The sequence below is a fragment of the Tessaracoccus pujii genome, assembly GCF_054483895.1.
On the sequence record NZ_CM137012.1, the window covers coordinates 88,442 to 112,220 of the forward strand.

26 protein-coding genes and 1 tRNA gene are annotated in these 23,779 nt (G+C 71.6%); 17 read left to right on the top strand and 10 right to left on the bottom strand.

Annotated features, from left to right (window positions below; genetic code table 11):
* Positions 1–56 precede the first annotated feature (56 nt).
* From ACX1D0_RS00380 to ACX1D0_RS00405, 6 genes are read left to right on the top strand one after another with little or no spacing between them, the layout of a single operon-like run.
* On the top strand, positions 57–338 hold the full coding sequence (locus ACX1D0_RS00380) for a DUF2249 domain-containing protein (RefSeq protein WP_459018943.1): 282 nt from the start codon (positions 57–59) through the stop codon (positions 336–338).
* Positions 338–796, top strand: coding sequence for a hemerythrin domain-containing protein (locus ACX1D0_RS00385; RefSeq protein WP_459018944.1), 459 nt, complete (start codon positions 338–340; stop codon positions 794–796). The genes ACX1D0_RS00380 and ACX1D0_RS00385 overlap by 1 nt, the downstream gene beginning before the upstream one ends.
* Positions 756–1,859 (top strand): DUF8744 domain-containing protein, encoded by a 1,104-nt coding sequence (locus ACX1D0_RS00390; protein ID WP_459018945.1) that lies wholly within the window; start codon positions 756–758, stop codon positions 1,857–1,859. The genes ACX1D0_RS00385 and ACX1D0_RS00390 overlap by 41 nt, the downstream gene beginning before the upstream one ends.
* The gene (locus tag ACX1D0_RS00395; RefSeq protein WP_459018946.1) at positions 1,856–4,453 is read left to right on the top strand and encodes a multicopper oxidase domain-containing protein; all 2,598 of its coding nucleotides are present in this window, start codon (positions 1,856–1,858) and stop codon (positions 4,451–4,453) included. Before ACX1D0_RS00390 ends, ACX1D0_RS00395 begins: the two co-directional genes overlap by 4 nt.
* A gap of 48 nt (positions 4,454–4,501) precedes the next feature.
* Positions 4,502–5,881: a UTP--glucose-1-phosphate uridylyltransferase gene (locus tag ACX1D0_RS00400; RefSeq protein WP_459018947.1), complete on the top strand. Its 1,380-nt coding sequence runs from the start codon at positions 4,502–4,504 to the stop codon at positions 5,879–5,881.
* Positions 5,874–6,215, top strand: a complete 342-nt coding sequence (locus tag ACX1D0_RS00405; RefSeq protein WP_459018948.1) for a hypothetical protein — start codon at positions 5,874–5,876, stop codon at positions 6,213–6,215. Before ACX1D0_RS00400 ends, ACX1D0_RS00405 begins: the two co-directional genes overlap by 8 nt.
* A 65-nt stretch (positions 6,216–6,280) precedes the next feature.
* Here ACX1D0_RS00405 and mscL read toward each other — a convergent pair whose 3' ends face one another.
* From mscL to ACX1D0_RS00425, 4 genes are all read right to left on the bottom strand, one after another.
* Positions 6,281–6,646, bottom strand: coding sequence for a large conductance mechanosensitive channel protein MscL (gene mscL, locus ACX1D0_RS00410; protein ID WP_459018949.1), 366 nt, complete (start codon positions 6,644–6,646; stop codon positions 6,281–6,283).
* 165 nt (positions 6,647–6,811) lie between these two features.
* Positions 6,812–7,432, bottom strand: coding sequence for an SAF domain-containing protein (locus ACX1D0_RS00415; protein WP_459018950.1), 621 nt, complete (start codon positions 7,430–7,432; stop codon positions 6,812–6,814).
* Between the two features lie 61 nt (positions 7,433–7,493).
* Positions 7,494–7,763 (bottom strand): FmdB family zinc ribbon protein, encoded by a 270-nt coding sequence (locus tag ACX1D0_RS00420; RefSeq protein WP_459018951.1) that lies wholly within the window; start codon positions 7,761–7,763, stop codon positions 7,494–7,496.
* Positions 7,764–7,803: 40 nt separating this feature from the next.
* Positions 7,804–8,385: a 5-formyltetrahydrofolate cyclo-ligase gene (locus ACX1D0_RS00425; protein WP_459018952.1), complete on the bottom strand. Its 582-nt coding sequence runs from the start codon at positions 8,383–8,385 to the stop codon at positions 7,804–7,806.
* 18 nt (positions 8,386–8,403) lie between these two features.
* Between ACX1D0_RS00425 and ACX1D0_RS00430 the strand changes: the two genes are divergently transcribed.
* The 3 genes from ACX1D0_RS00430 to ACX1D0_RS00440 all read left to right on the top strand — a co-directional run bounded on the left by ACX1D0_RS00430 (position 8,404) and on the right by ACX1D0_RS00440 (position 10,655).
* The gene (locus ACX1D0_RS00430; protein WP_459018953.1) at positions 8,404–9,696 is read left to right on the top strand and encodes a molybdopterin molybdotransferase MoeA; all 1,293 of its coding nucleotides are present in this window, start codon (positions 8,404–8,406) and stop codon (positions 9,694–9,696) included.
* 91 nt (positions 9,697–9,787) lie between these two features.
* Positions 9,788–10,522 carry a hypothetical protein gene (locus ACX1D0_RS00435; RefSeq protein ID WP_459018954.1) on the top strand — a complete coding sequence of 245 codons (735 nt, stop codon included), beginning with the start codon at positions 9,788–9,790 and terminating at the stop codon, positions 10,520–10,522.
* Between the two features lie 57 nt (positions 10,523–10,579).
* A tRNA-Ala gene (locus ACX1D0_RS00440) sits at positions 10,580–10,655 on the top strand.
* Between the two features lie 37 nt (positions 10,656–10,692).
* On the opposite strand, the gene ACX1D0_RS00445 is transcribed toward ACX1D0_RS00440, so the two are convergent.
* Complete coding sequence (locus ACX1D0_RS00445) at positions 10,693–11,883, bottom strand: MarP family serine protease (RefSeq protein ID WP_459018955.1); 1,191 nt, start codon at positions 11,881–11,883, stop codon at positions 10,693–10,695.
* A gap of 70 nt (positions 11,884–11,953) precedes the next feature.
* On the opposite strand from ACX1D0_RS00445, the gene ACX1D0_RS00450 reads away from it, so the two are divergent.
* Positions 11,954–12,550 (top strand): hypothetical protein, encoded by a 597-nt coding sequence (locus ACX1D0_RS00450; RefSeq protein WP_459018956.1) that lies wholly within the window; start codon positions 11,954–11,956, stop codon positions 12,548–12,550.
* Between the two features lie 240 nt (positions 12,551–12,790).
* Complete coding sequence (gene nhaA / locus ACX1D0_RS00455; protein WP_459018957.1) at positions 12,791–14,065, top strand: Na+/H+ antiporter NhaA; 1,275 nt, start codon at positions 12,791–12,793, stop codon at positions 14,063–14,065.
* Between the two features lie 4 nt (positions 14,066–14,069).
* On the opposite strand, the gene ACX1D0_RS00460 is transcribed toward nhaA, so the two are convergent.
* Together ACX1D0_RS00460 and ACX1D0_RS00465 are read right to left on the bottom strand one after the other, a co-directional pair.
* A complete protein-coding gene (locus tag ACX1D0_RS00460) occupies positions 14,070–14,561 on the bottom strand; it encodes a flavin reductase family protein (protein ID WP_459018958.1) in 492 nt (163 codons plus the stop codon).
* A 53-nt stretch (positions 14,562–14,614) separates the two neighbouring features.
* Positions 14,615–16,045, bottom strand: coding sequence for a uracil-xanthine permease family protein (locus ACX1D0_RS00465; RefSeq protein WP_459018959.1), 1,431 nt, complete (start codon positions 16,043–16,045; stop codon positions 14,615–14,617).
* A gap of 93 nt (positions 16,046–16,138) precedes the next feature.
* On the opposite strand from ACX1D0_RS00465, the gene ACX1D0_RS00470 reads away from it, so the two are divergent.
* Positions 16,139–17,230 (top strand): FAD-dependent oxidoreductase, encoded by a 1,092-nt coding sequence (locus ACX1D0_RS00470; RefSeq protein WP_459018960.1) that lies wholly within the window; start codon positions 16,139–16,141, stop codon positions 17,228–17,230.
* On the opposite strand, the gene ACX1D0_RS00475 is transcribed toward ACX1D0_RS00470, so the two are convergent.
* Positions 17,227–18,780 carry a dolichyl-phosphate-mannose--protein mannosyltransferase gene (locus ACX1D0_RS00475; RefSeq protein WP_459020466.1) on the bottom strand — a complete coding sequence of 518 codons (1,554 nt, stop codon included), beginning with the start codon at positions 18,778–18,780 and terminating at the stop codon, positions 17,227–17,229. The two genes, ACX1D0_RS00470 and ACX1D0_RS00475, sit on opposite strands and share 4 nt — an antisense overlap.
* Positions 18,781–18,805: 25 nt before the next feature.
* On the opposite strand from ACX1D0_RS00475, the gene rsmI reads away from it, so the two are divergent.
* The 5 genes from rsmI to ACX1D0_RS00500 are packed head-to-tail and all read left to right on the top strand — an operon-like array spanning position 18,806 to position 22,802.
* Positions 18,806–19,657 (top strand): 16S rRNA (cytidine(1402)-2'-O)-methyltransferase, encoded by an 852-nt coding sequence (gene rsmI, locus ACX1D0_RS00480; protein WP_459018961.1) that lies wholly within the window; start codon positions 18,806–18,808, stop codon positions 19,655–19,657.
* A complete protein-coding gene (locus ACX1D0_RS00485) occupies positions 19,654–20,520 on the top strand; it encodes a TatD family hydrolase (RefSeq protein ID WP_459018962.1) in 867 nt (288 codons plus the stop codon). Before rsmI ends, ACX1D0_RS00485 begins: the two co-directional genes overlap by 4 nt.
* Entirely contained in the window at positions 20,513–21,376 is an 864-nt protein-coding gene (gene rsmA / locus ACX1D0_RS00490) for a 16S rRNA (adenine(1518)-N(6)/adenine(1519)-N(6))-dimethyltransferase RsmA (RefSeq protein ID WP_459018963.1), read from the top strand. The genes ACX1D0_RS00485 and rsmA overlap by 8 nt, the downstream gene beginning before the upstream one ends.
* Before the next feature lie 44 nt (positions 21,377–21,420).
* Positions 21,421–22,320 (top strand): 4-(cytidine 5'-diphospho)-2-C-methyl-D-erythritol kinase, encoded by a 900-nt coding sequence (locus ACX1D0_RS00495; protein ID WP_459018964.1) that lies wholly within the window; start codon positions 21,421–21,423, stop codon positions 22,318–22,320.
* Positions 22,317–22,802, top strand: coding sequence for a MarR family winged helix-turn-helix transcriptional regulator (locus ACX1D0_RS00500; protein WP_459018965.1), 486 nt, complete (start codon positions 22,317–22,319; stop codon positions 22,800–22,802). Before ACX1D0_RS00495 ends, ACX1D0_RS00500 begins: the two co-directional genes overlap by 4 nt.
* On the opposite strand, the gene ACX1D0_RS00505 is transcribed toward ACX1D0_RS00500, so the two are convergent.
* Together ACX1D0_RS00505 and ACX1D0_RS00510 are read right to left on the bottom strand one after the other, a co-directional pair.
* Positions 22,769–23,440, bottom strand: a complete 672-nt coding sequence (locus tag ACX1D0_RS00505) for a TetR/AcrR family transcriptional regulator (RefSeq protein ID WP_459020467.1) — start codon at positions 23,438–23,440, stop codon at positions 22,769–22,771. The two genes, ACX1D0_RS00500 and ACX1D0_RS00505, sit on opposite strands and share 34 nt — an antisense overlap.
* Before the next feature lie 107 nt (positions 23,441–23,547).
* On the bottom strand, positions 23,548–23,760 hold the full coding sequence (locus ACX1D0_RS00510) for a hypothetical protein (RefSeq protein WP_459018966.1): 213 nt from the start codon (positions 23,758–23,760) through the stop codon (positions 23,548–23,550).
* Positions 23,761–23,779 lie beyond the last annotated feature (19 nt).

Below are 23,779 nucleotides of genomic sequence, written 5' to 3' on the forward strand. Positions count from 1 at the left end.
GGGACATCCCGGACCCCGGAGATTTGATACAAACTACTTGTAGTAATCTGTGGCGCATGACAGAGATCTCCCTCACCCCGAAGTCAGGCTGCGGTTGCGGCGGTCATGACGAGTCCCTCCCCGAGCTCGACGCGCGCGTGATCCCTCACGCCGTCCGGCACGCGGCCATCCACGGAGTCGTCGACGGGCTGCAGCCGGGCGCCGCGTTCGTGCTGGTGGCCCCCCACAACCCCGTCCCGCTCCTGCGGCAGATCTCGGAGCGCCACGGCGACGCCATCGAGGTCAGCTACGTGGAGGAGGGGCCCGAGGCCTGGAAGCTGAAGCTGGCACGCGTCTGATGTGCAGCTACTGCGGGTGCGACTCGATCACGGTGATCGGCCGGTTCATGGCCGAGCACGTCACCATCGTCAACGCGTGCGGCCAGCTGCGCCGCGCCGTCGTCGACGGAGGTGACGTGCCGGGGCGCGCCCGCGACCTCGCTCTCCTGCTCGGGCCGCACACGCAGTCCGAGGAGGTGGGCCTGTTCTCCGTCATGAAGCGCCGCGACGAGTTCGCCGACCACGTGACCACGCTGTGCGGCGAGCACCGCTCCCTCGACGAACTCCTGGCTGCGATCGCGGCGGGTGACCATTCGCTGATGGACTCCTTCGAGGTGGCCCTGCGGGACCACATCGACAAGGAGGACAACGGGCTCTTCCCCGCCGCGGCCCTCGGCCTCGACGGCGACGAGTGGACCGAGATCGACGGCAGGACCCATGAGCACGATCACGCCTCCGGCACCGCGCACCACCACTGACGCCCCCGCCGCGACACTCCGGCTCCGCGTCGCCCTCGTCGCGCTGGCCGGGGTGTCGCTGCTGACGGGCCTCGACGCGGCCCTTCTCCGGTTGGGCCTGTGGGCGCCGGTGGCCTCGGACCGGCTCGCCGACCTCCACGGTCCGGCGATGACGCTGGGTTTCATGGGCACTCTCATCTCCCTGGAGCGGGCGCAGGCGCTCCGCCGGCCCGTCGCCTACCTGGCGCCTGCCCTGCTGGCCACGGGATCACTGGCGCTGATCCTCGGCGCCCCGCCCATGCTCGGCGGGCTGCTCCTGCTCGACGGTGGGGTCGCGTTCCTCGCGGTGGCGGTGGCGCTGTGGTTCCGTGCCCCGCTCCCCTTGGTGGCGGCGCAGGCGCTGGGCGCGCTCTTCGTGCCGCTCGCCGCAGCGGCCCTCCTCGCCGCCGACGTCACGGCCGCGCTCCCACTCCTGGCCGCCTTCGTCGTGATCACGATCGCGGCCGAGCGCGCCGAGCTGGCGCAGCTCATCATGGGCGCCCGCGCGGTGCCGACCCTCCTTGCCCTGGCGACGGTGGTCGCGCTCGGCGCAGCCGTCGCGGCCGCGCTGCCCGCCGTGGGCTTCCGCGTACTTGGGGTGGGGTGCGTCCTCATCGCCGCGTGGCTGATCCGCGACGACGTGGGCCGGCGCATGATCCGCGCCGCCGGCTTCCGCCGATTCAACGCCGCCGCTCTCCTCGCGGGCAACCTCTGGCTCGCGGTGGCGGGCGCGGTGTGGGCCGTCGTCGGACAACCCGCCGCCCACGGCCACTACGACGCCACCATCCACGGCGTGTTCCTCGGCTTCGGTGTGTCTATGATCATGGCCCACGCGCCCACCATCTTCCCGGCCGTCATCGGCCGCCCCCTGCCGTACCGGCCGTCCATGTGGCTCCCGCTCGGGCTGCTGCACGTGGGCATGACGGCCCGCATCCTCGGCGACCTCCTCGCCGTGGGTGACCTGTATCGAACCGGAGGAATCGTGACCGTTGCTGCGTTGCTGGTCTTCGCGCTCACCGTCGTCGCGTCGGCGGTGCGCGGGTGAGGCGCCGACGGTCGCTTCGCGACTACGCGCTGGTCCTGTGGCTGGTGGCCGCCGTGGTGGTGGCCGTGGCGCATCGCTGGATCCCTGAATCCACCTGGCTGTTGGTCCATCTCGTCGCGCTCGGCGCGCTGACCCACTCGGTGATGGTGTGGAGCGCGCACTTCACGGCCGCACTGCTCAAGACACGCGACGACGACGCCACCCGCCGCAGGGCGGACGTGCGCCTCGCCGTGCTGGGGCTCGGGTCGCTTCTGGTCTTCGTCGGCGTCCCGACGGCGCAGTGGTGGCTGGCCGCGGCCGGCGCCACCGTCGTGTCCGCGGCGGTGCTGTGGCACGGGGCCGTCCTGGTGCGTGACCTCCGGCGCGCCCTGCCGGGGCGGTTCCGGGTCTGCATCAGGTACTACGTCGCGGCTGCGGCCTGCCTCCCGGTCGGTGCCGGGTTCGGCGCGGCGCTCGCGTGGGGCCTGGACGACCGCTGGCACGCCGCCCTGCTGGTGGCCCACACCATGACGATGCTGCTCGGCTGGATCGGGCTGACAGTGGTGGGCACGTTCGTCACGTTCTGGCCCACGGTGCTGCGCACCCGCATGGACGACCGCGCCGAGCGGCTGGCCAGGCAGGCGCTGCCCGCGCTGCTCACGGCGATCGCCGTGGTGGTGGCGGGCTCGCTGGTGGGCGTGCGACCGCTGGCGGTGGCCGGACTGGTGGCCTATTCGGCCGCGCTGGTGTGGTGGGGGCGGTGTCTGGTGCGGCCCTTGCGGGCGAAGCCGCCGCGCGAATTCGCCGCCGCGTCGATCCTTGCCGGGGCCGTCTGGGGCTGCGTGGCGATCCTCGCCACCGCCGTGCACATCGGGCGCTCCGACGACGTGGAACTGGCCTCCGGCTACCCCATGCTGGCGTCGCTGTGGGTGGTGGGCTTCCTGCTGCAGCTCGTGACCGGGGCCCTGTCCTACCTCCTGCCCTCGGTGATCGGGGGAGGCCCCCGCGTGGTCCGGGCGGGGGCCGCCGAGTTCGACCGGTTCGCGACCGTGCGGCTCGTCGTGATCAACGGCGGGCTGCTCGCGTGGGTGGCGCCCTTGCCCAGCTGGGTCAAGGTGACCGTCTCGGTGCTGGTCCTCGCCGCGCTGGCAACGTTCCTTCCGCTCATGATCCGGGGGATCCGGGCGTCCGTGGCGGAGCGCCGCCGGGCCATGGCCGGCGAGCCGGCGGCCGAGATGACGGAACGGCGAAGCGTCTTCACCGGGGACGGCCTCGTGGCGGGCGTGGCGGCGCTGGCCATCGCGCTCAGCGTCGGCGTGGGCCTCGATCCGGCGGCGGCCGGCCTGGCGTCGACCACCGCCCCGGCCTCGTCCGTGTCGGCCACGGGCGACACCGTCAGGGTGGAGGTGGCGGCCCGCGGCATGCGGTTCGTGCCCGACCGCGTGGAGGCCCGGCCGGGGGACCGGGTGATCATCGAGCTGGTCAACGAGGATCCCACCACCGTGCACGACCTCCTGATCGGCACCCTCCGCACCCCCCGGCTGGCGCCAGGGGAGAGCGCGGAGCTGGACCTGGGCGTGGTCGGGCAGAGTATGGCGGGCTGGTGCACCGTCGTGGGTCACCGGCAGATGGGCATGACGTTCGAGGTGGTGGTGGCAGGCGCGCCGGCCGCCGGCTCCGATGCCGCGGGCGAACCGGAGCACGGGCACAGGCCCGTGGCGGGTGACACGGACGCGGAGCTGAGCGCCGTCGTCGACCCGGTGGCACCACCCCTGACCGACGAGACGGTGCGACGCTACGAGTTTCGCGTCACCGAGGTGCCGCTCGAGGTGGCGCCGGGGGTGTGGCAGCGACGCTGGACCTTCAACGGCGGGAGCGTCGGACCGACCCTCCGCGGCCGCGTCGGCGACACCTTCGAGATCACGCTGATCAACGACGGCTCCATGGGGCACTCCATCGACTTCCACGCCAGCGCGCTCAACCCCGAGGGGCCGATGCGCACCATCGCGCCCGGGGAGCGGCTCACTTACCGCTTCACGGCCCAGCGCGCGGGGGTGTGGATGTACCACTGCTCCACGATGCCGATGAGCGCGCACATCGCCGCCGGGATGCACGGGGCGGTCATCATCGAGCCCGCGGCAGGCCTGCCGGAGGTGGACCGCGAGTACGTCGTCGTCCAGTCCGAGGTGTTCCTCGCCGACGACGGCGCCACCGCGGAGGCTGCGACGGACGTCGACGCGGACGCGGTGACGGCGGAGCAGCCCGACCGCGTGGTGTTCAACGGGGTGGCCAACCAGTACGACCAGCGGCCGTTCGTCGCGCGGGTGGGGGAGCGGGTCCGCTTCTGGGTGCTCGACGCCGGCCCCAACCGCTCCACCAGCTTCCACATCGTGGGCGCGCAGTTCGACACCGTCTACCGCGAGGGCGGCTACCTGCTCAAGGAGGGCCTCGACCCGTTCGGCGGCACCGGTGGCGGCGCCCAGACGCTCGCGCTCGGGGCGGCCGAGGGCGGGTTCGTGGAGCTCGAATTCCCGGAGCCGGGCCGCTACCCGGTGGTCAGCCATGTCATGGTCGACGCGGAGCGCGGTGCCCATGGCATCGTCGAGGTGTCCTGAAGCGGGTGGCCTAGGATCGGTCTGGAACCGCAACGAAGGGAAACAGCCGTGTCTGAAGCCGGCCTCAACGCCGCCCGCCAGAAGATGATCGACGCCGGGGTCGCGGCCCCCGCCATCGAGGTCTTCTCCCGTTTCTACGAGCTCCTCGAATCGGGCGCCACGGGCGTGATCCGCGAGGACACCATCGATCCGCTGCTGGATCCGCCGATGCTGGCCGATGTGGACATCACGGAGGCGGAGGCGCGCGACGCCATCGGGAAGACCGTGATCATCAAGCTCAACGGTGGCCTCGGCACCTCGATGGGGCTGGACCAGGCCAAGACTCTGCTTGAGGTCCGCGACGGGCTCACCTTCCTGGACCTCCTCGCCCAGCAGGTGCTGGCGGCCCGGGACCGCTACGACGCCCGCCTTCCCCTGCTGCTCATGAACTCGTTCCGCACCGAGGCGGACACGCTTGCCCATCTGGAGCGGTACCCGGAACTCCCCGTCGAGGATCTGCCGCTCAGCTTCATGCAGAACCAGGAGCCCAAGCTCCGCGCGGACGATCTCACCCCCGTCGAGTGGCCGGCCGACCCCACGCTGGAGTGGTGCCCGCCCGGACACGGGGATCTCTACCCCGCACTCGAGGGCTCAGGCGTGCTGGACCAGCTGCTCGAGCACGGCTTCCGCTACGCGTGCGTCTCCAACGGAGACAACCTCGGCGCGGCGCCCAACGCCACCATCGCCGGGTGGTTCGCCCGGTCCGGTGCCCCGTACGCTGCCGAGGTGTGCCGCCGCACCATCAACGACAAGAAGGGCGGCCACCTGGCAGTCCGCAGGTCCGACGGCCAGCTGATCCTCCGCGACACGGCGCAGACGGCCCCGGAGGAGATGGACTTCTTCACAGACGAGCACCGCCACCCGTTCTTCCACACCAACAACCTGTGGTTCGACCTCCAGGTTCTCCGCGACACTCTCACCGAACGCAACTCCGTGCTCGGGCTGCCGCTCATCCGCAACGAGAAGACGGTGGACCCGTCCGACGGCGACTCGACGCCGGTGATCCAGGTGGAGTCGGCCATGGGCGCGGCCATCGAGGTGTTCGAGGGAGCCACCGCCATCTGTGTGGGCCGCGACCGCTTCCTCCCCGTCAAGACCACCAACGAGTTGCTCCTCCTCCGCTCGGACGTCTACGACCTCACCGACGAGGGGCGCCTCGTCGCCACCACGACCGCGTCCCCGGAGATCAGCCTCGACCCGCGGTTCTACAAGAAGGTGGGCAAGTTCCTCGCCCGCATCCCCGTGGCGCCCTCGCTGCGCCGGGCCACGTCGCTGAAGGTGGAGGGGGATTGGACGTTCGGCGCCGGGGTCAGCGTCGTCGGTGCCGCAGAGTTGGCCGATGAGGGGTCTGCGCAGAGCGTCCCCGACGGCGCCATGCTCGGTGGCTGACGCGGACCTCGCGGTCGCGTTGGGTCTGGCGCTGACCGGCCGGCGGCTTGACGTGAGTACCCCGTCGGCGCTGGTCGACGAGCTCGCCGGGCTGGGCTTCGACGCCGGGGCGCTGGCCGCCCTGCGCGCGCAGCGCCAGCGGGCCCGTGAACCCTGGCCCTTCGCGGTGCCGCTGGAGGTGCGCCGCGCCCTCGGGTTCGCCCGCTTCGACGCCGCCCTCGCTGAGGCTCGGGAGGCGTTGGGCCTCACGGGGGCCACTCCTGCGCCTCAGGGGACGCGGCCGCTGGACCGCGACGAACTCCGGCTCGCCGCGGACCGGCCGCCGCACTGGTGAGGCCGGGAACGCCACAGGGGCGCCACCCCCCTAGAGGGTGACGCCCCTGTGAGAGGTCTGTCAGCTCAGACGCGGTTGGTGGTCAGCGCGTCGCGGATCTCCTCGAGCAGCGCCTCGGACTTGGTGAGCGCCGGGGCCTCGGCCTCGGTCCTGGCGAAGCGCTCCTTGGCCTTGGCGTAGGGCAGCACAACGCCGAAGTACACGACGGCGGCCACGATGACGAATGCGACGAGCGCGGTGAGGAAGACGCCAACCGAGACGCCGCCCGGCTTCCACGCCGAGAAGTCCGGGGTGCCGCCGAGCTTGCCCAGCACGTCCATGAACATGGTGGTGAACGCGGTGACGACGGTGGCGAACGAGGCGCCGACGACGAACGCGACGGCCAGCTCGATGAGGTTGCCGCGCAGGATGAATTCCTTGAAGCCCTTCATGGGGTTCGGTCTCCTTGTGTGTTCCGCCGGAGGGCGGAGATGTCCCGTCGACAGAGAATTGACCGACGGGGTGGCCCAGTGGGACGGCAGGGCGCCATCCGGACCGGGGGCGGTGAGCCCAACGAGACGCTATCCGGGGTCGACGGACGCGTCAACCGGAGGGTGTCAGGCCACGCCGAGGATCACGCTGAGCTGCCCGGTCTGCCCCAACGCCGCGACCGCGGGGGCCTCCTCAGCGGGAACGTCCACCAGGACGAGTCCGTCCGAGCCGACACCGGCCACGGCCAGCGCCGAGCCTCCGGGCGGCGACGGCAGCGCCGCCACCCTCGCGTCCCGGGTCAACACCTCCGCAGACTCCGACGCGGTGACCACGAGCGTGACCGCGTCCCCCGGGCGGAGGAGGGACCGGAGTTGATCGTCGGGAAGGGCGATCGGCACGACGGCGCGCCCAGCGGCCATGCTCTGACCGGTGGCCAGGAGCCCGGGCTGGAGGACGGTTCCGGCCGCGAGGCCCACGGCCGTCACCTGGCCCACCACGTCGTCGAGGCCCGGCGGATCACCTGAGGGCGCGAGATGGGCGGGGAGGTCCCTGAGGGCCACGTCGGTGGAGGCGATCTGGTGCCCGGCCGGCAGTCCCGCCGCGGTCACCGCAGCCCGCACCGTGGGACCGTCGGGCTCCTGCAACCAGGTGGCGACGAGCAGGACGGAGAGGGCGGCCAGCAGGGCAGCGACGGCGCGACGGTGCCAGGACACGAACGCCGCGACGCGCGTAAGGATGCGTCTCATGCCCCTTGATCGTGCGCGGGGCCTTCGATGTCCCGTTGTCCACAGGACGGTCGCGCCGGGATCAGGCCGACTTGGCCTCCGCCTTGGGTGCGGCCCCCGCCTTGGCCGGCTCGCTCTTCGCGGCGGGCTTGGCCGCGGTGGCCGCGGTCTTGGCGGAGCGGGAGTCGGTGGCGTAGAAGCCCGATCCCTTGAACACCACGCCCACCGCGCTGAACACCTTACGCAGGTCGCCGTCGCACTGCGGGCAGTCCGTCAGCGCGGGGTCGGTGAACTTCTGCACGGCCTCGTGATCGGTGCCGCAATCGGTGCAACGGTACTGGTAAGTGGGCATACAGGGTTCCTCGGTGGGAGACGACTCCACCCATGGTAGTTCAGAGCGGCAGGAGGACCGAAACGAGTTCGGTGACGTAGCCGTCCACCGGACGGTCGTGGGGGAGCGTGAGCGGTGCCATGTCGTCGAGCACCTCGGCCTCCCGGGCGAGCGCGATCACCGTGGACCGGGCCCCCCGGTGCGTGAGCGCCCGGTCGTACCAGCCGCCGCCGGTGCCGAGCCTCGACCCGTCGCGGCCCACGGCCAGGCACGGCACGACGATGAGCCGAGCTTCGGCCAGGACCTCCGGCGGAAGGGCCGGGCCGTTGGGATGCGGGATGCCGCCCCAGCCCGCCGTCGTGGCCTCCCACCCGTCGAACTCCGCCCACGCCACCTGCCGGACCAGCTTCGGGAGCAGCAGTCTCCAGCCGCGGTCCGCCAGCGCGTCGATGAGGTCAGAGGTGCCGGGTTCTCCCCGTCGGGCGGCGTAGACGGCGGCCGTCCCGACGGGGAGCCCGTCGGCCAGGGCCAGCGCGTGCCGGGTGCGGGCGGCGTTGTCAACCACCCATTGCCCGGATGTCACGCGGGCGCGCTCCGCCGAGATCCGGGCCCGCAGCGCGTCCTTCCGGGCGGAGAGGGTCATTGGCCTATCGTAGGCACCATGGCTTGGTTTGCGCGGAAGAAGCAGGAGCCCGTCGTCGGCGAGGACGTGGTGGTGGAGGAGCCACGTCTTCCGGAGCCGCCGGCCCTGGACGCTGCCGGGCTGCGCAGTGTCGCGGATCACACCGGGTACCTGCTCAGCCTCGTCGAGCCGTTGCGGCCGTTCGGCATGGCCCTGCTCGAGGCGCTGGACCAGGTGATGTGCGAGGACATCGACTCGATGATCGCCGTACCGCCCAACAGCACCGCCAAGGTCCCCGGCTACGCGGTGCGCGCCAAGGATCTGACAGACGACGACGGCCACCTGGCCGAGCCTCTGGAGATCGTGGACCTCGGCGTTGAGCGGCTGCCCGAGGGCGCCGCGGCCGCCGTCGCTCCGGGTGAGGTACTGCCCCGCGGTGCCAACGCCGTCCTCCCCGCCACCTTCGGCACCCTCGAGCACGGGCGGGTCCGCCTGATCGAACGCGTGAGCGACGGCGAGTACGTGCGCGCGGCGGGGGAGCATCTGCGCCTCGGCACCCGGTTGCTGAGTGAGGGTGACGTGCTCGACGATCGGGGCATGGGGCTGCTGGCCAGCGCCGGCATCGACAAGGTCATGGTCCGGCCGCGGCCGCGCGTGGTGGTGGTCAGCTCCGGCGAGCACCTCATCGACCCCACCAGCAGCGTCCAGCACGGCGAGGTCACCGACGCGAACTCCTTCATGATCGCCGCCGCCGCCAAGCGTGCCGGGGCGACGGTGTTCCGGGTCGCCGTGCACTCCAACGACCGCGAGGCCATCATGGAGGCGGTCACGGACCAGCTGATCCGCGCGGACCTTGTGATCTCCACCACCGGCGGCCGCCGAGAGGACTACGAGGCGGTGGCCGCCGTCATGAGCGATCTGGGGCTGGTGGACACGGTCAACGTGGCCATGTCCCCGGGCCGCACCCAGACGTTCGGACTGGTCGGGGAGGACCGGGTGCCCATGCTCATGCTGCCCGGCAACCCGGTCAGCGCCTACGTGTCGTTCCACGTCTTCGCCCGCCCGCTGATCCGTCAGCTCATGGGGACCCGGACCGAGCACCGCGCCGTGCGGGCCCTCGCCTCCGTCGGCCTCCGCTCGCACCGCGGCCAGATGCACCTGCTGCGCGGACGCGTCACCACCGAGGGCAGCATCCGCCACGTCGCGCAGGTCTCCGAGCCGTACGCGCTGGGGGAGCTGGCCCACTCCAACGCCCTCATCGTCCTCGACGAGCACGTGGACCAGGTCAAGGCGGGCGAGGCCGTCAAGGTGTGGCTGTTCGACGAGGAGTGACGCCGCCCGCGACAAGTTCCTGACCAGCGATCCTGCCGACTCGCCGCAGCCAGGGACGCAAATCACACGGTTGTTGTTTAACGTAGGCCACGTGCTCGCCGGAATCCTCATCGCCATCGTCGTCCTCGTCGGTCTGGCACTCGGGTTGCCCTGGGTCCTGAGCACGCAGGAGGTCGACGGCGACCTCGACGGGGACCCCACCCAGCGCTTTTCGGACTCGGTGCGGATCCTCAGCCGCGACGTCGTGGACTACGTGGAGGCCGACGACGGCGCCCGGGTCTCCACACCCCTCACCCGCCGTGCGGAACTCAATGAACTGCGCCTCGTGGCGCGGCAGGCCGCGCGCCGTCGGCTGGCCGCCATGGCCGTGCTGGCACTGGCGCTCGTCACGTTGACGGTGCTGGCCGGCCTCGGCATCGTCGGCTGGTGGACGCTGCTCATCCCCGGCGGGCTCCTGGTGGCGTTCATGGCAGTGGCGCGCCTCTCCGTCGTCGCGATGCAGCGCAGCCTCGACGCCCGCGCCGCAGCGGTGCGGACAGGCTTCGACGAGGACGAGGACACCGTCACGATCGACCTGACGGACCGCGAGGCCACCGAGAACATCGAAATCTCCATCGACCTCTCCATGCCCACCACCATGGGCGCCCTGTGGGACCCCATTCCGGTCGCGCCCGCCACCTACGTGCAGCAGCCCCTGCTGCCGCGCACCGTGCGCACCATCGACCTGTCGGCGCCGGTGACCGGCTCGACGCTCATCCCCACCGCGGACAACCCGGCGGAGACGCCGGCCGCGGCCACCGTTCGACCCCAAGCCGTCGGGGAGTAGCGGCGCGGGCCTGACTTGGAGTCGGGCTCGGCACGGTGCTAGGCTTTCGATGCTTCTGGGGCTATGGCGCAGTTGGTAGCGCGTCTCGTTCGCAATGAGAAGGCCGGGGGTTCGAATCCCCCTAGCTCCACCAGGGCCGGTCCACGGACCGGCCTTTTTCACGTCCCGGCTCAGGCTGCGCAGCCCTGAGTGCTGACCTCACCCGTGGCCGAGGCGGCGCCGTCGATCAGGGCGGTGGTCTGGGAGTTGGTGAGGGCGTAGGCGGTCTCGGGGTCGGCCAGCGAGACGGCGAAGACGGTCCCCGCCACCTCACCCGCCTCCGTCAGCACGGGGCCGCCGGAGTTGCCGGGCTCGGCGTGCGCGCGCAGCGCGTAGACCTCGCGAGTGACGCCCGTGGAGCCGTAGATGTCGTCGCCCTGAGCGTTGATGGTGCCTCGGACGCGCCCCGACGTGACGGTGTAGGGCCCGCCTCCCGGGTAGCCCGCCACCGCGACCGGCGTCGATGAAGCCAGCGCCGCGGACCGTGGCAGCGGCTCGGCCCGCAGGCCCGGCACGTGGAGGACGGCCACGTCGAGGTCGGGATCGAAGGCCACCACCGTGGCGGCGAGCTCCCGACCCCCCACCTGCACGGCCACGTCGTCGGAGCCGGCCACCACGTGGGCGTTGGTGACCACCCGCTCCGGTGCGCTGACCCACCCGCTGCCCGTGTTGGCGGCCAGTGGGCCGCGACACTCGGGCACCGCGGCCGCGATCCTCACCACGCTGTCCGCCGCCCCCCGCACCCCCCGTGACTCCGCGGTGCCGTCGTCCGGGTCGGGCACGGGAAGCTCCGGCTCGGGGAAGAGGCCGCTGAAGACGCGGGGGAAGCCGGCCGCATCGAGCACGTCCGTGAGCCGCGACGCCTGCCTCGCGGCCTCCGCCGGCAGGGCGCGTCCGATCACGCCCAACGCCCTCGACCCGTCGATGGTGCGGGCCCACTCGCTCGGTGCGATGGGCTTGATGGCGGCGGCCAGCACGCCGATCACCAGGGCGGAGACCAGGACCGCCCCGCCCGCTCCGAGGAGCGCATCGACGGGGTTCGGGCTCCGTGCCCCGCGGAAGCGGCGGCCGATGGACCCGATCAGCGCATCGCCCAGAGCAGCGCCGAGAATCGCGGAGGTGATGAGGGCGAGCATCTGCAGCAGGATCGGCCACGCCGAGCCGACGGCGGCCACCACCTGCGGCCCCGCCCACAACCCCGCGACGATGCCGACGACGGTGCCCGCCAGCGAGAAGGCCCCCGCGAGCAGCCCCGCCCGCCACCCGCGGACCGCATAGCTGACCAGCATGGCGACGATGACTGCGTCGAGGATCCAGTTCATGAGGGCTCCTGGCGGTGTGGACCACTCCAGAGTGCCAGGCGCCCCCGCAGGGTCGCGTAGCCTGGAGGGCGTGTCCGAGCCCCGCAAGCCCCGCCGCCCCGCGCTGAGGGCGCCGTCCGTGATCGACGAGATGGGCGAAGGCGTGGACCCCGTCGCGGACCTGCACGCCGCGCACGAGACGGCTGCGGCGCTGGTAGGGGCCGGCCGGACCGGGCGCGACGCGGCAGTGACCGCGCGCCTCATCACCGTCGTCGACGAGGTGGGCATCACCACGCTGGCGGACCTGTGGTCCTCGCGCCCCGCGCGGTCGCTGCCCGGCGTGCTGTATCGCCTGTACGTGCTGCGCGAATGGGTTCAGCGTCACCCGCACGACGCGGCGCGTGAGTACGCGGCGGGCGTGCACATTTCGGAGCCCAACCACGCCGTCGCCGGGGCGGATCCCACCGGCCCGGACGAGGTGCGCCGCGTGGCCGACGACATCCTCAGGGGAGTATTCGACGGTGACCTCGGCCTGGCCTTGGAGCGGGCCGCCGCCTTCGCCCGTGTCGTGTCCGCCGGCCGCGGCAACCTGCAGCCCAGTGACGACGTGCACGCCGACAGGCTGATGAGCCTGGCGGAGGATCTGGCGGCGAGCGCCCGGTTGTGGCGCCGCGGCGAGCTGGAGTGACGGGTCTTTGCCCCGACGGTGTCGCCGGGTATCCTCGGTCCCGTGCCGAGCCGCGGTAGCCCCGGGCTCCAACCTTTGCCGCTGAGAGCGGCCCCGCGCCGAGAGGCGCTCCCGGCTCGGCACACCACCCACGTCCGCCCGAGCCGGGATCGTCGGGTATCTTAGGTCCCCGGAGTGTCGGGAAGCCTGGTCGACGTCGTGGCCGGCATGCCGGTCGTCAGATCGACCGAAGGGACCATCATGACCACTCCATCCGAGCTGGGCCGCCGCCAGCGCCTCCGTCGCTGGGTGACGCTCGAGACCACCAGCGGGGTTCTCCTCCTCATCGCCGCCGTGATCGCCCTGGTCTGGGCCAACTCGCCGTGGCACGAGGGCTACGCCGCGCTGTCGGAGACGGTGATCGGGCCGGAGGCCCTCCACCTGGACCTCTCGCTCGCCAAGTGGGCCGCGGACGGCCTGCTGGCGGTGTTCTTCTTCATCGTCGGCGTCGAACTGAAGCACGAGATGGTCGCGGGCAGCCTCCGGCGACCCCGCGAGGCCGCGGTGCCGGTGTTCGCCGCCCTCGGCGGCATGATGGTGCCGGCGCTCATCTACGTCGCCGTCGTCACTCTTCTGGGGGACCGCACCGCGCTGCAGGGCTGGGCCATCCCCACAGCAACGGATATCGCCTTCGCGATCGCCGTGCTGGCCATCTTCGGCCGCGGCCTGCCCCGGGCGCTGCGCACCTTCCTGCTGACGTTGGCCGTCGTCGACGACCTGCTGGCCATCGTCATCATCGCGGTGTTCTACACCGCCGGGCTGGATCTGCTCTGGCTCGGTGCGTCGCTGGTCGCCGTCGCGCTGTTCGCGTACGTCGTACGCAGCCGCAGGCCGGCTCCATGGCTGCTCCTGGCGCTCGCCCTGGCCGCGTGGGCGCTCATGCACGCCTCAGGTGTGCACGCCACCATCGCCGGCGTGCTGCTGGGCTTCGTCGTGCCCGCCCTCGCCATCCACGGCGAGACCGAGACTCGCACCCACCGTTACGAGCACGCCGTCCGGCCGTTCTCCTCGGGCATCGCGCTGCCGCTGTTCGCCTTCTTCTCCGCCGGTGTCTCGATGGTCGACGGCGACGGCCCCGCCAGCGTGCTGGGGCAACCCGTGGTGCTGGCCATCGTGCTGGGTCTCGTCCTCGGCAAGCTGGTGGGGGTCCTCGGCTTCACGGCCCTGGTGACGAGGTTCACCCCGCTGCGCCTGCCGGACAGCATCGGCCTGCGTGACCTCCTCCCCATCGGCTTCCTCACCGGCATCGGCTTCACCGTCTCGTTGCTCATCGCGGAACTGTCCTTCCCGGATGCCGAGCACACCGCGGGGGCCAAGCTGGCCATCCTGCTCGCCTCGTTCCTGGCCGCCGTCCTCGCCGCGATCACCCTGCGGTGGGACGCGCGCAAGCTGCGCAGCCGCGACATGAACCAGGACGGCATGCCGGACATGCACAGCGCCCCCATCCGTGACGCGCGGGACGTCTCCGACGACTGACCCGTCAGCCTCCGGCGTGCGGGCTGGGGGCGAGGGGCTGGAACTGGCGCATGTGGTACGCCAGGGACGCGACACCGGCCACTTCGGCCGCGGACACCGTGCCGAGGATGATCGTGTGGTCCCCACCCGGCTCGAACGTCAGTTCGTCGCAGCGCAGCCAGGCCACGACGCCGTCGAGGTGGGGAAGGCCGTGGTCGTCGTGCCAGGACAGGCCGGCGAACCTGTCCGCGACGTCGCGGCGCGCGAACCTGAGCGCGACGTCGGCCTGTTCGGCGGCCAGTACGTTGACCCCGATCCGTCCGGAAGCCCGGACCCGTTCGATCATGCCCCCACGGTTGTCCAACGCCATCAGAACCATCGGGGGCGCGATGGACAGCGACGCGAACGCGGAGACCGTCGTGCCCGTCGGGACGCCTTCGATGGCGGTGGTGATCACGGTGACCGGCGCCGCCACGCGCGCCATGGCGTCGCGGAAGGTGCTCTGCAGGTGGTCCACGCGCCCCACCGTATCGCCCCGCGGCAACCCCGCCGCGGGGCGTCCGGACCGGGTCAGCGCGCGGCGTCGTCCTCGTCGACGTAGATGCCGGGGGCGTCGTAGATGATCGACGCGCCGTCGGCCGCCTCGCGCATGGAGCGCGGTGCGATGAGCCGGGCCAGGTGGTAGATGCCGATGGTGACGATGGTGCCCAGCGCGATGCCGCCCAGGTCGAATCCGCCGCCGAAGGGCAGGGTCACGTTGCCGACGCCGATGATGATGCCCGCCGCGGCCGGGATCAGGTTGAGCGGGTTGCCGAAGTCCACCCGGTTCTCCTTCCAGATCTTCGCGCCGAGCAGGCCGATCATGCCGTAGAGCACCACGGTGATGCCGCCGAGCACCGCCCCCGGGGTGGCGGAGATCACGGCGCCGAACTTCGGCGAGAAGCCGAAGAGGATGGCCACGAGCGCGGCCACCATGTACGCGGCGGTGGAGTACACACGGGTGGCGGCCATCACGCCGATGTTCTCGGCGTAGGTCGTGGTGGGACCGGCGCCCACGAAGGTCGCGATCATGGACCCTGCGCCGTCGGCGGCGATGGCCCGACCCATGACCGGATCCAGGTCATCGCCGGTCATCTCCGCGACGGCCTTGACGTGGCCGGTGTTCTCGGCGATCAGCGCGATGACCACAGGGAGCGCCACGATGATGGCAGCGAACGAGAAGCTCGGGAGATGGAAGCCCACCACGTTGTCCGCGGCGCCGTAGGTCCAGTTCGCCAGGTCTGTGACGGGGGGCAGGCCGAACCAGTCGGCGTTGGCGACGGCGGACCAGTCCACGCGCAGCTGTTCGGTGACGGTGCCGTCCTCGGCCACCTTCCGCAGCGGGCCGAACACCAGGTCGAACACCCAGCTGAGGAGGTAGCCCACCACCAGCGACAGGAAGATGGCGATGCGACCCATGAAGCCGCGCAGCCCGATGCTGAGCGCGATCACGATGAGCATCACGGTGAAGGCCAGCCAGGGGTCCACGGGCCAGTACACGGAGGCGACGACGGGGGCCAGGTTGAAGCCGATGAGCATCACCACGGCGCCGGTCACCACGGGAGGCAGGGCCGTGTGGATGATGCGGGCACCCGCGAAGTGGATGATGAGGCCCACCATGAAGAGCGTCAACCCCACGACGAACAGCGCGCCGGTGAGGTCCGCCGGATCACCGCCGGCCGTGTAGACGGCCGTGGCCACGCCCACGAAGGACGCCGACGAACCCAGGTAGCTCGGCACCCGGTGCTTGACGGCGAACAGGAACACCAGCGTCGCGACGCCGGACATCATGACGGCGAGCTGGGGGTTGAGGCCCATGAGCAGTGGGAAGACGAAGGTGGCGCCGAACATGGCCACCACGTGCTGGGCGCCGAGCCCGACGGTGCGGCCCCAACTCAGCCTCTCCGTCGGCTTCACGACCGCGTCTGGTTCGAGGACTCCGTTGTTGTGCAGCTTCCACATGGGGCGCATTCCTTTCGTCGGCCAGATGTTACTGCCTGCCCGACGCGGCCCCCGCACCGGCACCCGCGGACGGTCACGGGTTAGGCTGGGCCCATGGCGCACGACGTGGTGGTCCTGGGGGCGAGCGTCGCGGGACTGACAGTGGCCCGCCGTCTGGCGACGGAGGGCTACGACGTGCTGGTGCTCGACCCCAATCAGGAGTTTCGAAGCGCCGCGATCGGGCACGGGGTCGCGGCGGTGGGGCACGCGTCGACGGTGGCCGCGATGGCCCACGCCTACGGCGCAGAGGGGGTCCTGGAACATGCCCGCCGCAATGTCGCGGCGATGGCGGAGATCAGGCAGATCTACCCGGAGGTGGCGTCGATGCCGCTCCGCGACGGGTCGCTGCCGGGCGGGGACGACCGCGAGACACGAAAACTGGCCGACATGTACCGGGCCGCGGGGGTGGACGCGACGGTGGTTCCCGGTCGCGACGGCGCCATCCTCCTCACCACTGCGCTGAGCGTCGACCCCCTGGCCTACGCGATGGCGCTACGCGCCGCAGCCGTGGACGCGGGCGCGCAGGTGGTGCACAGCGTGACCGTCACCCACCTCAGGCGCGTCGAGGGCCTTACGCGCGTCGGATTCCGCAACAACCTGGCCTGGGTTCGGGAGCTGGGGACGGTCAGCGGCGTGGCCGTCATCGACACGCTCGGAGTCAGTCCCTGGGGCCGGGTGGCCCGCGTCGGCCCCGCCCAGTGGGTCCCCGTCGTGCACTGCCGCCCCGCCCGCCCCGTGAGTGAGATCAGCCTCCACGCCTCCGGGCAGGCGTGGATGATCCGGCCTCTGGGGGAGCGCGTGATGGTGCTGGGCCAGAAGGTCACGCTCTCGTCGATCGACGCCGCCGCCGCGGAGCTGGTCACCTGGGCGGCCACCGAGTTGGGCGCATCGGCGGTGGAGACCGGCCACCTCGCCATCGATCCCAGCGATCACGGCCGCCCCGTCGTCGGCGCCTCCGCGATCCCGGGCGGGTTCTACGCGCGCGGCAACGGTCGCGGCGAACTGATGAACGGCACCGCCAGCGGTTACTACCTGGCCGGCCTGCTGCTGGGCGACGGCTCGCCCGTCAACGCGCTGCCCAGGCTGAGCCGCATGCGGGCGTACGGGTCACGGCTCCTCAGGCACCGCGATGGCTCAGGACACTAGATCCAGGCGTTACCGAACCACATCCGCAGGAGCCACGCCGGCCGGGTCATGACCTCGGCGGTGAGGATGGGGTAGAAGAACGCGAAGTTGAGGATGATGAGGGCGAGCAGCACGCCCACCGCCATCGCACGCCAGCGTCGACGCGGGTGGTGCGCGGGGCCGAGCACCTTGCCCATCGCCATGGCGAGCGCGGTGGCGCTGAACGGGATGATCATGATGGCGTAGAAGAAGAACAGTGGGCGCCCGGCGTAGCGGAACCACGGTACGTAGGTGGCCGCCACGGCCAGCAGCGGCACGGCGAAGCGCCAGTCGCGGCCCATCACCCACCAGACGAGGCCGGCGCCGAGCGCCAGCGCCGCCGCCCACCAGAGGAGCGGTGTGCCGATGCCGTTGACGATGCTCACGCAGGTGGTACCGACGGCCTCGCAGCCCTGATCCCCGGGCTGGATGTCGTTGATCGCGTAGATGGCGATGGGGCGCTGCAGGAACAGCCAACCGGCCGGGTGCGCCTCGTAGGAGTGTGTGGCGTCGACCATCATCCCGTCGCCGGTGTGGAAGCGGTACATCTCCACGTGGTAATGCCACAGCGAACCCAGCGCCTCACCGAACCGCTGAACCACCCGGTCGTCCGGATTGTCGGCGCCCCACCCCCGGTAGTAGCCGCCGTCGGTCTGCAGCCAGCGGAACCAGGAGGCCAGGTAGACGGGGACCGCCACCACGACGAGATTGACGAACGCCATGGGTGCGTCCACCAGCAGCGACCACCACTGCCTCCGGCCCGCGCCGGCGAGGCGTCGCGCGCCCACGTCCCAGAACACCACGAGGATCCCGAAGACGGCGATGAGGAACAGCGAGTTCCACTTCACCGACACGGACAGGGCGAACATCAGCCCCGCCGCCAGGCGCCACGGACGCCAGAGCAGGAGCGGCCCGAACGAGCCCCCGAGGTCCGGGAGGCCCCTGCTGCGCAGATGGTCCGCCAGCCTGTGCCGGAACCAGTCGCGGTCCGCCACCAGCGCCGCGACCCCGGCCACCGCGAACGTGGCCTGGAAGATGTCGAGCAGCGCGATCCGGCTCATCATGAACGCCAGTCCGTCGAACGTGAGCAGCAGCCCCGCCACCCCGCCGATCAGGGTGGAGCGCGACAGCCGTCTGGCCATCCGGATGGTGAAGAACACCAGCAGCGTGCCGAACACCACGGCCATGAACCGCCACCCGAAGGGGTTCATGCCGAACATGGCCTCGCCGGCCGCGATGAGCAGCTTGCCCACCGGCGGATGGACGATGTAGGCCGCAGCCTCCTTCATGCCCGACAGGTCCCCGGCGAGGATCATGTCGTTGGCGTCGTCGACCCACTGCCGCTCGTAGCCCGACTGCAGGATCGCCCAGGCGTCCTTGGCGTAGTAGGTCTCGTCGAACATGAGGGCATGCGGTGTGCCGAGGTTGTAGAGGCGCAGCAGGAAGGCCATCGCCGTGATGCCCAGGGTGACGATCCAGCCGACGGTCCGGTCCCGGAGGCGGCCGTCGTCGAGAGCCTGGAGGGTCGTCAGCACACAGGCATCATAGGCTGAGGCCATGCACCCCCTCCCTGACGGAGCCCTGATCCTGGCCGCCACGCCCATCGGCTCGTCCGACGACGCCAGCCAGACCCTGCGCGACGTCCTGGTGGCCGCGGACGTCATCGCGGCCGAGGACACCCGTCGGTTCCTGCTCCTGACCAAACGGCTCGGCATCGACCCGCAGGGCCGGGTGCTCAGCTACTTCGAGGGCAACGAGATCGCCCGGACCGCAGAGCTCGTCACCGCCGTCGCGGCAGGTCGGCGGGTGGTGCTGGTCACGGACGCGGGCATGCCGTCGGTGAGCGACCCGGGATACCGGCTCGTCGTGGCGTGCGTCGACGCCGGCCTCCGGGTCACCGCGGTCCCGGGGCCGTCGGCGGTGCTGACCGCGCTGGCGGTCTCCGGCCTACCCGTGGACCGGTTCTGCTTCGAGGGATTCCTGCCGCGCAAGGCAGGGGAGCGCAGCAGGCGGCTGGCCGGCCTGGCGACCGAGGAGCGCACGATGGTGTTCTTCGAGGCGCCCCACCGGCTGGAGGAGTTCCTGCGCGACGCTGCCCGCGAGCTGGGCGAGGGCCGAGCGGGCGCGGTGTGCCGCGAGCTCACCAAGCCGTTCGAGGAGGTGGTCCGCGGCCCGTTGGCGGAGCTGGCCGTGTGGGCCTCGAACGGCGTGCGGGGCGAGGTGACGGTGGTGATCGGCGGCGCCGAGGCCGCGACCGAATCGGCGGAGGACGCGCTGGCGCTGGTTCGGCAGGCCAGGGCCGGCGGTGCGAGACTGTCAGAGGCGGTGGCGGACGTGGCCCGGCTCACCGGCGCCAATCGCAAGGAACTGTACGCAGCCGCGTTGGCGGACAAGGAGATCCCGCAGTGAACCCCCTCGAGGCCCTCGACCTACCCCGGCTTCCGGAGGCGCTGCCGCGCCCTGTCGTCGACAACCACACGCACCTGTGGACCACGGCGCAGTACTCCGGGCTGCAGCCCGCCGATTCGCTGCGGCTCGCCGCCGAGGTGGGGGTGACGCGGGTGATCGAGGTGGGCTGCGACCCGGAGTCCGCGCGGTTCGCCGTCGAGCTGGCCACGGCGGAGCCGTCGGTGCGGGCCGCGGTGGCGCTGCACCCCAACGACGCCGCCCGCACGTTCCTGCGCGACGGCGAGTCGGGGCTGGCCGCCGTGCTCGCCGAGCTGGAGCCGCTCGTCGCGCTGCCTGTGGTGGCGGCGGTGGGGGAGACCGGACTGGACTACTACCGGACGCGGGAGCCCGAGGGTCGCGGCGCACAGGAGCGCTCCTTCCGGGAGCACATCGGGTGGGCCAAGGTTCACGGCAGGACGCTGATGATCCACGACCGCGACGCCCACGATGACGTGCTGCGCGTCCTCGACGACGAGGGGGTTCCCGAACGTGTGGTGATGCACTGCTTCTCCGGGGATGCGGACTTCGCCCGGCGCTGTGTCGAGCGCGGCGCGTTCCTGTCGTTTCCCGGCGTGGTGACGTTCGGGTCGGCCGGTGCGCTGCGCGAGGCTGCGCTCGCCACCCCGCCGGACCGGATCCTGGTCGAGACCGACGCGCCGTATCTCACCCCCGCGCCCCAGCGGGGCAGGGCCAACGCGCCCTACCTGCTGCCGCACACCGTGCGGTTCATGGCGGATCTGCTGGGTGTGGAGCTCGCGGAATTCTGTGACCAGATCGTGGCCAATACCGCTGCGGCGTACGGGCACTGGGGCTCCGATGCCTGAGCTCGGATTGTTGGACCCCGCGTCGGTGCGGCGCATCGCGGCTGAGCTGGATCTGCGCCCCACGAAACAACGGGGCCAGAACTTCGTCGTCGACCCCAATACCGTGCGCCGGATCGTCGCCTTGTCCGGCGTGACGGCCGAGGATGTGGTGCTGGAGATCGGGCCCGGCCTCGGCTCCCTCACGCTCGGGCTGCTCGAGGCGGGTGCCCGGGTGGTGGCCGTCGAGATCGAGGAGCGGCTCGCCCAACGCCTGGAGCGGACCGTCCAGGAGCGGATGGGCGACGACGCGGCCGCCCGGCTCACTGTGGTCAGCGCCGACGCGCTCCAGGTGGACGCACTGCCGGGACCCGGGCCGACGTCGCTGGTGGCCAACCTTCCCTACAACGTCTCTGTGCCGGTGCTGCTGCGCATGCTGGAACTGTTCCCGGGCTGGCAGCACGGTCTGGTGATGGTGCAGCTGGAGGTGGCGGACCGGGTGGTCGCTCCCCCGGGTAGCAAGGTCTACGGCGTGCCGAGCGCCAAGGTGGCCTGGTACGCGGAGGCCGTGCGCGTGGGGACCGTGCCGCCGAAGGTGTTCTGGCCGGTGCCGAATGTCGATTCAGGGTTGGTCCGGATCGCAAGGCGACCCGCCCCGGCCGCCACGGCCTCGCGGGAGGACACGTTCCGGGTGATCGACGCGGCCTTCTCCCAGCGTCGCAAGATGCTGCGTGCGGCCCTGTCGGGGCTGGCGGGGGCGGGTTTGTCGGCGTCGGACCTCATCGACGCCGCAGGGGTGGATCCACAGCTGCGGGGGGAGATGCTGGGCGTGGCGCAGTTCGCCGCGATCGCCGAGCAGTTCACGGGGCGGATGCGCTGACGAACACGCTGGGCGCCAGCGCCCGAGTGCGCTAGGTTCAAGGCGTGACGACGGTCAGGGTTCGCGTCCCCGCGAAAGTGAACCTCGCCCTGCGGGTCGGCGGGACCGACGAGCAGGGCTATCACGCTTTGGGCACCGTCTTCCAGGCCGTCTCCCTCGGCGACGAGGTGACCGCTGAGTCCGCCCCTGCGGGCAGTTTCCGGCTCTCCTTCCAGGGCGAGGGCGCCGGATTCCTGCCCGTCGACGACACCAACCTCGCCATGCGCTCCGCGAAGCTCCTCGCGGCGCGGTTCGGGCGCCCGGACTTGGGCGTGACGCTGCAGATCCGCAAGCGGATCCCCGTGGCCGGCGGCATGGCCGGCGGCTCGGCCGACGCGGCGGCTGTCCTCGTGGCCTGCAACGCGCTGTGGGATCTGGGCGCCACGCGCGAGGACCTGCACGACCTGGCCGCGCAGCTGGGGTCGGACGTTCCGTTCCTGCTCCTTGGGGGCACCGCCATCGGCACGGGCCGCGGTGAGACGCTGACGCCGGTGATGTCCAGCGGCACCTTCCACTGGACACTCGCCCTCTCGCACACCGGCCTGTCCACCCCGGCGGTGTTCAAGGAGTTCGACCGCATGACCGGGCCCCAGGACACGGCCATCCCCGTTGCCCTACTGGAGGCCCTGCGCGCCGGGGACGCACCCGCTGTCGGCGCGGCACTGGTCAACGACCTCGAGCGCGCCGCCATATCGCTGCAGCCCACGCTGGCCCGCACGCTCGAGATCGGGCTCGCCGCCGGCGCGCTGGGCGCGGTAGTCAGCGGCTCGGGGCCCACCTGCGCGTTCCTGGCAGGCTCGGACGCACACAGCCACGAACTGGCCGAGACGCTCGGCGTGTTCAGCGGGGTGCGCGCCGTGAGGCGTGCCTACGGACCCGTGCAGGGAGCGCAGGTTCTCGGATGAGCGACGAGGTCGACGAGGTCGTCACGGCCTGGTCGCGCGAGCGCGGCGATCTGGTCCTCGAGCCCATGCACATCTGGTCCCGCGTGGACCGGCTGTCAGGCATCCTGGCCGACCATCGCAAGCGGGCCTTCGCGGTCCACGCCATCGAGGGATGGGAGTTCGACGTGCTGGCCGCGCTGCGTCGCGCGGGCGAGCCGTACCGGCTCTCCCCTGGGCAGCTGCTGCGGGAGACGCACGTGACGTCCGGCACCATGACGAATCGGGTGGACCGACTGGTGGCGCGCGGCGCGGTGACCAGAGATCCGGACCCCGACGACGGTCGGGGGATGCTGGTCACGTTGACGCCCGCCGGGCTGGCGCTCGTCGATGCCGCGCTGGTGTCGCTGGTGCGGGTGGAGGAGGAGTTGCTGGTCTCCTGGACGGCCGAGGACAGGGCGCGGTTGGCCGGCTACCTGAGGCGGTTGCTGCTCGGGTCTGCCTGATCCTCATCCTCGGGCGTGCCGTTGCGGCGACGGTCGATGCTCTCCATGATGAGCCGCGGCTCGGTCTGGAGGTGGGCCATGCCGTTCCAGGCCAGGTTGATCAGGTGGCGGGTCACCACGTCGCGAGGCGGCTCGCGGTGCTCCAGCCACTGTTGGCCGGTCTGTGCCACGAGGCCGACGAGGGCCTGCGCATACAGGCCGGCGAACTGCGGATCGTGGCCGCTGCGCTCGAACTCGCCTGCGAGGATGTCCTCGACCTGCGCGGCGATGTCGCTGAGGATGGAGGCGAAGGAGCCGCTCGGCTGTCCCGTCGACGAGTCCCGCGAGAGGATGCGGAAGCCGTCTGGACAGCGGTCGATGTAGTCCAGAAGGGCCATGGCGCCGCGCTCCAGCAGCTCCCGGGAACCGGCCCCGGGCGTGGTCAGCGCCGTGCGGATGGACGTGTGGAGGACCTGCGTCTCTCGGTCCACCACGACGGCGTAGGCGCCCTCCTTGCCGCCGAAGTGCTCGTAGACGACAGGCTTGGAGACCCCGGCGCGGGCTGCGATTTCCTCGACGGAGGTCCCCTCGAATCCGCGCTCCGCGAACAGCTCGCGTGCGATCTCCAGCAGCTGCTCACGGCGCTGCGCAGACGTCATCCTGGTGCGAGGACGTCGTGCGCGGGCGGGTTGGCGGGTGGACACGTGTGCCATTCTCGCACGTCGCGACACACGTCGACCGGACGCCGCCTTCCGCCCGTGCCGGCTCAGCCGCCGTCTGTGGCTTTCTTGAAGCGTTGTTGCGCCCCTTGCTTCGTCAGGCCGTACAACTCCCCGATGCGTGACCACGAGGCGCCGGCGGTGCGCGCGTCCCTGACGGCCGCGCTCTCGGCCGCGTCCGCCGCTTCGCGGGCAAGGCGCGCGGCATCGAGCGCTGCCAGCGCCGTCGTCCGCGCCTCTGCCTGACCCTTGTCCGCCATGGTGGCATCGTAACCCGCG

What these genes read in the sequence shown, in the direction of transcription:
- ACX1D0_RS00500 (WP_459018965.1), top strand. Translation starts at nt 22,317, where the DNA reads ATGAGCGACGAGGTCGACGAGGTCGTCACGGCCTGGTCGCGCGAGCGC.
- mscL (WP_459018949.1), bottom strand. Translation starts at nt 6,646, where the DNA reads ATGAAGGGCTTCAAGGAATTCATCCTGCGCGGCAACCTCATCGAGCTG.
- ACX1D0_RS00470 (WP_459018960.1), top strand. Translation starts at nt 16,139, where the DNA reads ATGGCGCACGACGTGGTGGTCCTGGGGGCGAGCGTCGCGGGACTGACA.
- ACX1D0_RS00380 (WP_459018943.1), top strand. Translation starts at nt 57, where the DNA reads ATGACAGAGATCTCCCTCACCCCGAAGTCAGGCTGCGGTTGCGGCGGT.
- ACX1D0_RS00425 (WP_459018952.1), bottom strand. Translation starts at nt 8,385, where the DNA reads ATGACCCTCTCCGCCCGGAAGGACGCGCTGCGGGCCCGGATCTCGGCG.
- ACX1D0_RS00390 (WP_459018945.1), top strand. Translation starts at nt 756, where the DNA reads ATGAGCACGATCACGCCTCCGGCACCGCGCACCACCACTGACGCCCCC.
- ACX1D0_RS00385 (WP_459018944.1), top strand. Translation starts at nt 338, where the DNA reads ATGTGCAGCTACTGCGGGTGCGACTCGATCACGGTGATCGGCCGGTTC.
- ACX1D0_RS00505 (WP_459020467.1), bottom strand. Translation starts at nt 23,440, where the DNA reads ATGACGTCTGCGCAGCGCCGTGAGCAGCTGCTGGAGATCGCACGCGAG.
- nhaA (WP_459018957.1), top strand. Translation starts at nt 12,791, where the DNA reads ATGACCACTCCATCCGAGCTGGGCCGCCGCCAGCGCCTCCGTCGCTGG.
- rsmA (WP_459018963.1), top strand. Translation starts at nt 20,513, where the DNA reads ATGCCTGAGCTCGGATTGTTGGACCCCGCGTCGGTGCGGCGCATCGCG.
- ACX1D0_RS00415 (WP_459018950.1), bottom strand. Translation starts at nt 7,432, where the DNA reads ATGAGACGCATCCTTACGCGCGTCGCGGCGTTCGTGTCCTGGCACCGT.
- ACX1D0_RS00430 (WP_459018953.1), top strand. Translation starts at nt 8,404, where the DNA reads ATGGCTTGGTTTGCGCGGAAGAAGCAGGAGCCCGTCGTCGGCGAGGAC.
- ACX1D0_RS00510 (WP_459018966.1), bottom strand. Translation starts at nt 23,760, where the DNA reads ATGGCGGACAAGGGTCAGGCAGAGGCGCGGACGACGGCGCTGGCAGCG.
- ACX1D0_RS00465 (WP_459018959.1), bottom strand. Translation starts at nt 16,045, where the DNA reads ATGTGGAAGCTGCACAACAACGGAGTCCTCGAACCAGACGCGGTCGTG.
- rsmI (WP_459018961.1), top strand. Translation starts at nt 18,806, where the DNA reads ATGCACCCCCTCCCTGACGGAGCCCTGATCCTGGCCGCCACGCCCATC.
- ACX1D0_RS00420 (WP_459018951.1), bottom strand. Translation starts at nt 7,763, where the DNA reads ATGCCCACTTACCAGTACCGTTGCACCGATTGCGGCACCGATCACGAG.
- ACX1D0_RS00445 (WP_459018955.1), bottom strand. Translation starts at nt 11,883, where the DNA reads ATGAACTGGATCCTCGACGCAGTCATCGTCGCCATGCTGGTCAGCTAT.